The following is a 9,426-nucleotide window of genomic DNA, read 5'->3' as shown; positions in this document are numbered from 1 at the left end:
AGATGGAAACTGGATTGTAGTATTACTTGAAGAATTAGATTCTGATGAAGAAGAATCTGATGTAGATACTAACCTAGTTGTTTCCATTGAAGGGGATAAAGTTGAGTCAGCTGAAAATGGAGTAACTCTTGATGAAGTAGATGATGTTTATGTATTAACTACTTCTGAAATAGCTAAATAATAAGCTAGATTATTTTCACAATAATACAGTTGTATGGGGACCTTATGATAATTATCATAAGGTCTTTTTAAATTAAATAAAAAATTTTATAGAAATGCAACTTTTTATAAAGAAAACTCGTTAAATAAATGAAGGTATTATATTTTTTAACCTACATTAACAGAAATATTGGTTGTAAAGAATGTGGATGAGATCCATTCTGTAAATTACCACATTTTTTTCAAAAAAGGTAATTTTTTTTATAAAAATTTGCGAAACCTTATTTAAATTAATGAGTATAACTTTATAATGAACTAATTAATAGACAGTCTGAAGTTAATTGCATTAAATCACATTTTTATAAAGGAAAATTACATAAGACATTCTTATATTCTGTTGATTATTTTCATATTTTTAACTATTGCTTACAAGTTTCTGTAACTAATCCTTACAGATTAATATAATTAAATCGAAGCTCAGCTCCAAGAAAGGGGGGGACAATATGAGAGTACAGAGCACAAAATATGTATTTAAAAAAAGACAAAAAAGTTTTAAAACTCGAGGAGGAGAAATGAAGGTTATGAAAAGAAGTTTATCTATATTACTAGCAATTGCTATGGTTTTTTCCTCATTTGTTTCTATAGCATCCGCAGGAGAATTGACAGCAGAAGAGAAATTTGATGAATTAAAAGATCAGAAAATATTTGATGGTTACACTGACGGGAAACCTCATCTTGAAGATAATATGACTCGCGAACAAGCGGCAAAAATCATTGCTCTTGTTTTTGACCTAGATTTAGATGCTCCAAATAATGCAACATTTTCAGATGTTGATGAAGATCGTTGGTCATATGAGTACATTGAAGCAGCTGTAGATGCAAATATCATTGATGGTATTGGTAATGGCAAGTTTGCTCCAAAAGAAAATGTAACAATTGAGGAATTTGCTAAAATGCTTGTTGAAGGTTATTCATATTTAACAGGCAAGGAACACGATGAAGATGGAACTATTGATGATGATGACGTTAGTGCTTGGGCACAAGAATATGTTGCAGCAGCGTTAGATTGGGATTTAATAGAAGAATATAACGACTATACTGATGATGCTGATCGTGAATTTTTAGTAGAATCTGCTTATGCAGCTGTGCAACAAGTAGAAGACTTTGAAGAGTCTCAGAAAGAGTTGAAAGTTGAGTCAATTAGTGCAGATACTCTTCGTGAAGTTGTAATTGAATTTAATGCTGATTTAGATCAAGCATCAGCAGAAGATACAAGCAACTATGATATTTCTGATTATATTGATATTGAAGATGCAGATTTACAATCAGATGACCAGACAGTTATTTTAACAGTGGAAAAGTTAGATAATCAAGAAGAATATACACTTGAAATTGATGGGCTTATGAGCATCGGAGAGAATGTCCTCGAAGATTTTGAAGATGAATTTACTCCATTTGATGGTGATGTTCCAGAAGTAGAAGGAGTAGAGTTTACTGGTCCAAAATCATTCAGAGTTACATTTAATGAACCAATTGAAAAAGCAGAAGAAGATGATTTTACTGTAAAAGAAGGTTCTAAGAGGTTATCTATTAAAGATGTTGAAATCGATGGTGATGCAGTAAAGGTTGATCTTTATTCAAAACTTGATGATGGCGAAGAATATCTAATAAAAGTTAATGGAGTAGAAGATTTTGCAGGTTATGCAAACATTAGCTTCTCAGAGACTTATGATTATGAAGATTCAGATGAGCCACCAACTGCAAAAGTAATTGATGCAGATCAAAAAATAGTGGAAGTGGAATTTGATAAACCTGTTACAGGTCTTACAAATGGTCATTTCTATCATTCTTATTCCTCTTGGAGAGCTATTGGGTTGTATTCAGATGCTAGCTTAGAGAGTCAGTATGAAATAGATGAAGATACTGAACAAGTAACAAAAGTATATGTTGTTTTTGTAGATGAAGATGATGAAGGTCATGCCCTACCTTCAGGAGATGTAGAATTTACAATTAGAGATGAATATGATGGAAGTGAAATTGAAGATAACTGGGGTAATGTGTTTGATGAGGAAACTTATGACTTAGAAATCACTGCAGATCGAGTACCACCTGAAGTTTCTGAAATTGAAATTTTAGATGGTGATGAGATTAAAATTATATTTAATGAACCTATAGGTAACTTAAATGATGGTGATTACGAGGTTTATGATGAAGATGGGGATGAAATCGATATTGATGACATCGATCCAGCTTCAAATAAAGAGTCTGTAATTCTTACACTTGAAGATGATCAAGAAGGTAATACAATTACATTAGAAATCTCTGATCTTCATGATGATACTTTATACGAAAATGAGATGGAGAAATTTGTGATTGAACTTGATATCGAGGATTCTACTTTTGCAGGTATTAATCGTGTGGAATTTGATTATGATAATGGAAAAGATCCAGTGTTGTATGTAGTGTTCAATGAAGAAGTAAATGATACAGCACTTGACTTGGATAATTATCGTTTATGGAGAACAGGAACAACATCTTATATTACTTTTGATGGTGAAACTGACTTCTATGGTAATGGTAAGACAGTAAGAATAGAATTAACTGATTCTGAAGCAGAATTACTTGATGATCTTGCTGTTAATGGTGATGATGAATTAGTGGGTTACGAATTATTAGTAGCTGACGTTGAAGATGCAGAAGGAAACGAACTAAACAACTTCCAGTTAAGCTCTGCAATTAAGGAATTTGGTGAAACAAGACCTATCATTGTTGACGGTGATGTTAAGGTTATTAGCAGAAATGAAATTCAAATTCAATTTAACCAAGAGCTTGAAGAAGTTTCTCCTGATGGCTTTACAATTACAGCTGATTGGGTTGAGAACAACATTGATTCTGATGACATTATTGATGATTTAGAAGTGGAATATAATAGTGACGGTACTTTAGTTACATTTGTTTTAGAGTATCAGCTTGATGGAACGACATTAGACGATATCGATTTAGAAGTAGCATTCGATGGTAATCCTGGAAATGACCCAGAGACATATAATGAATTTGGAGTAGCTCCAGAACCATTCTCAACAGAAGATGATGACGATATTACTCTAATTGATAAAATTGCTCCTGAGTTAGAATTTATGACTGTAGATGATGATGATATCGAAAAAATTAAAACTTACAGTGTAGACGGAGATAATAAAGTAGACCACATTATACTTTACTTTACAGAGGTTATTGATGAAAGTTCAGTATCTAAATTTAACTTTGAGGTTGAAGATCACGATGTGAAGGATGCCTTTACAGTTTCTGCGTCAGACATTGATGACTTATTAGCAACTGGTAAAGGATCAGTAAATTCTGTTGATAGTGATGTTATAGTTTTACGAGTAAATGAGCTAGATGATGAAGATTTACCAGAACATAATGGTGAAGATACAGATCTTTATGAAGAACTTGATATTAAGATCGATGCTGGCGTTTTAGAAGACTTGAATGGAAATACTTTTGAAGGTATTAAATCTTCAGATGATGTTTATGCTTATGGAAATGGTGGTAAAGCTGATGTAGTTAGTCCAGTTTTAGGTGATCTAACGATCTCTTCAAGTAGTGGAACAAACTATGTGAAGCCTGGTGAGACTATTACTGTTACTGTTGATGCAAACGAAGCGATTAGTGTAACAAGTGCTTCTATTGATGGAAAACTAGCAAATGTATCAAATGGAGCAGATTCTTCAGAAAAAATTGTAAGCATTGTAACTGATGCTACTTTTACTGAAGGAAATGTTGAGTTCGATTTGGAAATCGAAGACTCTTCTAATAATCCAACAACTATTGATGAGAGTGATTTAGCTGGTTTTGGTAATTCTAATGTAATCTTTGATAAAACTGGTGTCTCAATCGATAGCGCAACAGTGGTTCAAACAAATGCAGTTGTACAATTGTATACAACTAATTTTATCACTGTAGAAGCTACAGGACTTCCTGGTTCATTAGGAAACAATGCTACGTTAACAATTACAGTAGATTCTGATAATGCTGTAACAGCAATGTCATCTTCAGTGAATGGAAATGATATTACTATTATTTTAGCAAATGACGCTTCTAATACTGTTACAACAACATTAAATCAACTAAGAGATGAGATTAACAATAATTTAGCTGATTTCACAGCTACAGTTACCGGTGATGGAACTACACTTGCTGCTCCTGTTTTACTTGCAGATGGTCAATTTGATAATGGTACTGATGTTATCACGGTAGCATTATCTGATGATATTCAAACAGCTGATGTGGATTCAAACGTAAACACTGACTTTAACTTTGCAAATGCTACAACTGTAGTAGGTACTACATCAGCAACTTCTGACCAAGTGGTTATAACTATAACTGAAACAGATTCACAAGTTATTGATGATTCAATTAACATCATTTCTTCTTCAATCAGAGATTTAGCAGGAAATGATAATAAGACAGACATAGTTGAAATTAATTAATATTCTTATATAAGAATAAAGAAAGTAGAATCTTAGTAGGTCTAATTCCTACTAAGATTCTTTTTGTTCTAAATAATATTTAAAGCTCCGAAACATTAATATATATTAAGCGTATAACCATATAAAGCCTACATACTCAAATCGGAGGAAACTCAATGAAAAAACACATAACTAAAATAGCATTATCAGCCTTACTATTAGGAGGAGGCTACTTAGCAGGCTCTACCATTCCTACTCTAGCTAATAGTTTCAACTCTGAACAACCGGGTTCAGCAAATGACCCACTAGTAACAAAAAGCTACGTTGATGAGCAAATCGGCGTATTGATTGAAGAACAACTAGCAGGATTAGATTTATCAACAGTAGGAACAGGTTCCTCATCCTCATTAGAAGTAGTTAAATTACAGCCTGGACAAGCTTTATACCCGAATGCTGGAGCTGAAGTTATAGTACGAACTGGTAAGACGGTAGCGCTTAGTGACTCAAGCAACGGTTTAGCAGATGTAACCGCAGCAAAAGACATTTTAAATGGTGAAGCCATTGAAAATAATCATCTTCTAATCAACCCGGGTGAAGGACGCGGACTTAAACCTCACGAAAGCGTTGATTACACAATATATGTCATGGTTCGTGGTGGATATACAATTCAGTAAAGAGACCTTAGTAGGTCTTTTTTTCTTTCTATCGGAATACACTTCCAATAATTGAGAATTAGCGACTTGCATTGCTATGTTATAATAGTAAATGGTAATTATAATTTCAAATTAGGAAGTGATTTTTATTCGAAAACTAAAAGCTTTAACGATAAGTTTATGTTTATTTTTTGCAGTCATGAGTGTTAGTTTTGCACAATCTCATCACTTAATAAAGATAAACGATCAAGAAGTAAACTTGTCCAAGCCAATAGTAGAGAAAGAAAGTCGTATTTATGTACCAATTCGTATTGTAGTTGACCATTTTGGTGCAGAAGTAACATGGAATAAGGAAACAGAAAAAGCAACGATTCAAACGAGCAACGGAGATCAGATCATAGTTAAATTAAATGATCTAAGTATAAAGCTCAATGGTGATGTGTACTACATGGATGTTCCAACAATGGCAGTTAATGACCACTTATACATACCAGTACGACATTTAACGGAATTTTTACATGCCAATTTCCAATATGATGCTGCAAACAATCAAATGTCAGTATCCACAATACCATTACATGTCATAACAGCAGGTGAAACAGTAGAATCTATAAGTGCACAATACGGGATAACAGTTGAGGAATTAAAAACAAGAAACAATTTAACAACCAATGAATTATTTGTTAATAACAAATTAAAAATCGTGATTCCATCCATCATGCAGTATAAATTATCTCAATACTATACTGAAGAAGACGCATTGCTTTTAGCAAAAATCATATCGGCTGAAGCAGGTTATGAACCTTATGAAGGTCAGCTTGCTGTCGGAAATGTCATTTTAAATAGAGTAAACGACACTCGTTTTCCGAATACAATCAAAGATGTGATTTATGCACCTAATCAATTCGGACCTGCGCATAGGGGTGAACTTGAAGGGTTACAACCGTCTGCAGAATCAATCAGAGCAGCACAAGAAGTTTTAGCAGGAAAAAACATAGTTGAAGGTGCTTTATACTTCTTTAATCCAGCAGTATCTAGCACTGACTTTTTCTTGAGTAAAGAAGTAGTGAGAGAAATAGGCGGTCATCGATTTGTAAAATAATACGTACAAGCATATAAATCACTGACCCAAAGAGGTCAGTGATTATTTTTTTAGTTAGCATGATCGCATGATCAGTACATATGGAAAAGACCTAATTGTATTCGCCTTTTGTTTAGGTTACAAAAGCCTTTTCAAAGTACACTTCACTTTTCTAAAAAACGAAGAACTTGTGTTTTTTTGTTGATGCCTGTATAGACAAAGTATAGTGACCATAGGAATCACTATGGCAGAAATAATAAGAGATATAAGTATGTTTCTTTTTAGTCTGTGTTGTTTGTAAAGCTCAAGTGATTTCAGTGTCTCGCTTGGATATTCAGAAGATAGTTCTTTGATTTTATATTTTTTTAGTTCCTTGAATCGTTGCTCAATATTAGGGTCTCTATACGATTTATACATAATGTTTACTTATCCCCACGGTCAACATGCAAGCGTGGTTTATTTTGGTGATTCGATTCACTGGTATTATCCAATCTAAAACGAGGATCAACCGTTTCTCTCCTTTGGACATCAGGAGGAAATGCACTTAAAACCCATGCTGTAGTCCCCATCTGTGTATCGGCAGGAAAAATATCTCCACGTTTAAACATCTCTTCTCTGCCCCATTCATTTTTGTATATGCCTTCTGTTTCTACAGGATCTCCTGACATTGGACTCATATCTTTATTCGTCATGTTATCCCTCCTTGTTAAAATTAGTATTTCCAAAAAAACAAAAAATCTAATTGGATAATTTAAGAAAAAATAATGGATTACAATTTAAACGCATTGATTTTTCATCAAAAATAAAATACATTTGAAAATGTATGGCTATGGATTTATCACATTTTAACATTCAATAAATCCCCACTGAAAATAATGGTTCATTTTATCAATAAGGATTATATAATAGAGATGACAGTAACATATGATCATAAGAGATGCATTTGAAACGGATCTTCGGGATATTCTAAAAATATATAATCAGGCCATTGCAAATACAACTGCAACATTTGACTTAGAAGAAGAAACGTTGGAGCAAAGAAAAGAATGGTTTTCGCATTATGATAAAAAACATCCAGTCATCGTGGCTTGTATAGATAACCAAGTAACCGGTTATTGTAGCTTATCCCAGTATCGTTCTAAGGCAGCGTATAATAAAACCGTTGAATTATCAGTATATATTGACGAAAATTTTAGAGGGAAAGGCATTGCAAAAAAACTAATGACAGAAATAATTAAACGAGCTGACCAAGTAGAGCACCATGTTATTATTTCCGGAATAACAAAAGGAAATGATGTATGTAAGTATTAAAATGCATGAGCAGTTTGGATTTGAATGTATTGGTTGTTTTAAAGAAGTAGGGTACAAATTTGATACTTGGTTAGATGTTCTGTTTTATCAATTGATTCTTAATTAGAATAAATGTATGACAAAGATAGGGAGTCTTGATAAAATAGTTTTATTTCCAGATAATAAGGCTCGCCATTCAGCGAGTTTTTTTGTAGTAAAAAAACTAATCAAGTTTAGACATCCTCCAGACACATTTTACAGCTAAACTACCTATGGGAGATATTACCTACTAAGTAATCCTATAATGAAAAGGTAGTGAATTGATTGGACAAGGCAATAAAATTATATCAATATGAAGTTTTTGAAAAGGATCTACAAGAAGATGAGATTAAATCTATCATTAAAAAAGAATTGATGAAATTAGAAAACTTGAGAATAGAGTTAAACAAACTACAAGACCATTTCAATGAGCATTATACTGAATGTTTAATTTTGTCTCAAAAAATAGATGAGATACTAAACCGAATCCACATATTGCAAAAGAGACTAGTAAAACCTAATGCACATAAGAAACAGAGCAATTCAGACGACTGAATTGCTCAAACCTACAAATTTATTTCCATTTCCTCGCTATATAATTCTGTAAACAACTAGATTAAGCATATAAGATATTTTCATCTACTTATATGCATTTATTGCTGTTTCAGATAGATGTTTATTCCCCGTTTTATAATTGAATCTAGGAAAACTGTGACTTCACTGATCCTTTCCACTTATCTGGATTATCGTATTTCAATCAAATTTCAATCAAATAAATAGACAAATAAAAAGGTAATTGTCCATGTCAAACAGGACTAACTTGTCATAAGATAACCAAAGGAGGTGATTATGATGGATCCCATACTAATCATCGATTCAGGACATGGAGGGAAAGATCCTGGTGGAGGAACAAATCATCTATGGAAGGAAAAAGATTTTGCATTGCAAATCTCACTGTACCAATATGAAAGATTTAGACAGCTGGGTATTCCTGTTGCTTTGACTAGAGATGAAGATGTGTTTCTCAGTTCAGTAGAACGTGCTAGAATCGTGCGTGAATCTGGTGCAGAGTATTGTTTCAGCAACCATATTAATGCAGGAGGGGGAGATGGGGTTGAAACGATACATTCTATTCATGCAAACCCTGCTTTAGCCACCCTATTAGCTCAGGGTATCGTTGATGAAGGTCAGAACCTCCGCAGAGTTTTCTCTAGAAGACTGACAACAGATCCAACAAAAGATTACTTTTTCATGCATCGGGAAACTGGAAGTGTAAAAACTACAATTATTGAGTATGGTTTTGCTGATAGTAAATTGGATGATGTGGAGCAACTGCAAATGTATTGGATGGATTACGCTGAAGCGGTAGTAAAGACATTTACTACCTTTATAGGTCGTGAATATAAACCACCAAACCAACAGCTTCCTGAAGTACAAAGAACAGTGAATGGACTGTTAAATGGGAATAGAGTATCCATTGATTCTTATTTAATGAACAGTACGACTTATGTGCCACTTCGTTTTATAGCAGAATCATTCGGTGCCGAGATAGAGTGGAATGCTCAAAGGTTTGAATATAATATCGTGTTAAAATAAACCTTTTCTTAAAAAAACAAATGGTTTTCTTTAGTTTAGCCAGTAGGGTGAAACGATAAAATAATCTCTACTGGTTTTTAAAATTGTCACAAAATCCATATTCATTTTTGATAGATTTAGCCGATATAAAAAAGAT

8 protein-coding genes are annotated in these 9,426 nt (G+C 33.2%); 7 read left to right on the top strand and 1 reads right to left on the bottom strand.

Annotation, left to right across the window (positions count from 1 at the left end):
• The 4 genes from Q5Y73_RS21675 to Q5Y73_RS21660 form a co-directional block, all read left to right on the top strand.
• On the top strand, positions 1–181 hold a 181-nt coding region (locus Q5Y73_RS21675; RefSeq protein ID WP_305994016.1), incomplete at its 5' end, for a hypothetical protein.
• A gap of 481 nt (positions 182–662) precedes the next feature.
• Positions 663–4,652, top strand: coding sequence for an S-layer homology domain-containing protein (locus Q5Y73_RS21670; RefSeq protein WP_305994015.1), 3,990 nt, complete (start codon positions 663–665; stop codon positions 4,650–4,652).
• Positions 4,653–4,807: 155 nt separating this feature from the next.
• The gene (locus Q5Y73_RS21665; RefSeq protein ID WP_305994014.1) at positions 4,808–5,305 is read left to right on the top strand and encodes a hypothetical protein; all 498 of its coding nucleotides are present in this window, start codon (positions 4,808–4,810) and stop codon (positions 5,303–5,305) included.
• 178 nt (positions 5,306–5,483) lie between these two features.
• The gene (locus tag Q5Y73_RS21660) at positions 5,484–6,386 is read left to right on the top strand and encodes a cell wall hydrolase (RefSeq protein ID WP_371320256.1); all 903 of its coding nucleotides are present in this window, start codon (positions 5,484–5,486) and stop codon (positions 6,384–6,386) included.
• Positions 6,387–6,787: 401 nt separating this feature from the next.
• Here the strand turns inward: Q5Y73_RS21660 and Q5Y73_RS21655 are convergent, their stop codons facing one another.
• Positions 6,788–7,057, bottom strand: coding sequence for a hypothetical protein (locus Q5Y73_RS21655; protein ID WP_305994012.1), 270 nt, complete (start codon positions 7,055–7,057; stop codon positions 6,788–6,790).
• A 232-nt stretch (positions 7,058–7,289) separates the two neighbouring features.
• On the opposite strand from Q5Y73_RS21655, the gene Q5Y73_RS21650 reads away from it, so the two are divergent.
• From Q5Y73_RS21650 to Q5Y73_RS21640, 3 genes are all read left to right on the top strand, one after another.
• Complete coding sequence (locus Q5Y73_RS21650; protein WP_371320255.1) at positions 7,290–7,676, top strand: GNAT family N-acetyltransferase; 387 nt, start codon at positions 7,290–7,292, stop codon at positions 7,674–7,676.
• A gap of 303 nt (positions 7,677–7,979) precedes the next feature.
• Positions 7,980–8,249 (top strand): Spo0E family sporulation regulatory protein-aspartic acid phosphatase, encoded by a 270-nt coding sequence (locus Q5Y73_RS21645; RefSeq protein WP_305994011.1) that lies wholly within the window; start codon positions 7,980–7,982, stop codon positions 8,247–8,249.
• 297 nt (positions 8,250–8,546) lie between these two features.
• Positions 8,547–9,290: an N-acetylmuramoyl-L-alanine amidase gene (locus Q5Y73_RS21640; protein ID WP_305994010.1), complete on the top strand. Its 744-nt coding sequence runs from the start codon at positions 8,547–8,549 to the stop codon at positions 9,288–9,290.
• The last annotated feature ends 136 nt before the right edge of the window (positions 9,291–9,426 follow it).

This window comes from Chengkuizengella axinellae, from assembly GCF_030730905.1.
Classification (GTDB): Bacteria; Bacillota; Bacilli; order Paenibacillales; family KCTC-33759; genus Chengkuizengella; species Chengkuizengella axinellae.
The sequence above is the reverse complement of the archived record's forward strand: the minus strand, read 5'-3'. Positions and strand labels throughout refer to the sequence as shown.

Bases quoted from the DNA above. Each gene is read 5' to 3' on its own strand.
- Q5Y73_RS21670 (WP_305994015.1), top strand. From the start codon at position 663: ATGAGAGTACAGAGCACAAAATATGTATTTAAAAAAAGACAAAAAAGT.
- Q5Y73_RS21665 (WP_305994014.1), top strand. From the start codon at position 4,808: ATGAAAAAACACATAACTAAAATAGCATTATCAGCCTTACTATTAGGA.
- Q5Y73_RS21660 (WP_371320256.1), top strand. From the start codon at position 5,484: ATGAGTGTTAGTTTTGCACAATCTCATCACTTAATAAAGATAAACGAT.
- Q5Y73_RS21655 (WP_305994012.1), bottom strand. From the start codon at position 7,057: ATGACGAATAAAGATATGAGTCCAATGTCAGGAGATCCTGTAGAAACA.
- Q5Y73_RS21650 (WP_371320255.1), top strand. From the start codon at position 7,290: ATGATCATAAGAGATGCATTTGAAACGGATCTTCGGGATATTCTAAAA.
- Q5Y73_RS21640 (WP_305994010.1), top strand. From the start codon at position 8,547: ATGGATCCCATACTAATCATCGATTCAGGACATGGAGGGAAAGATCCT.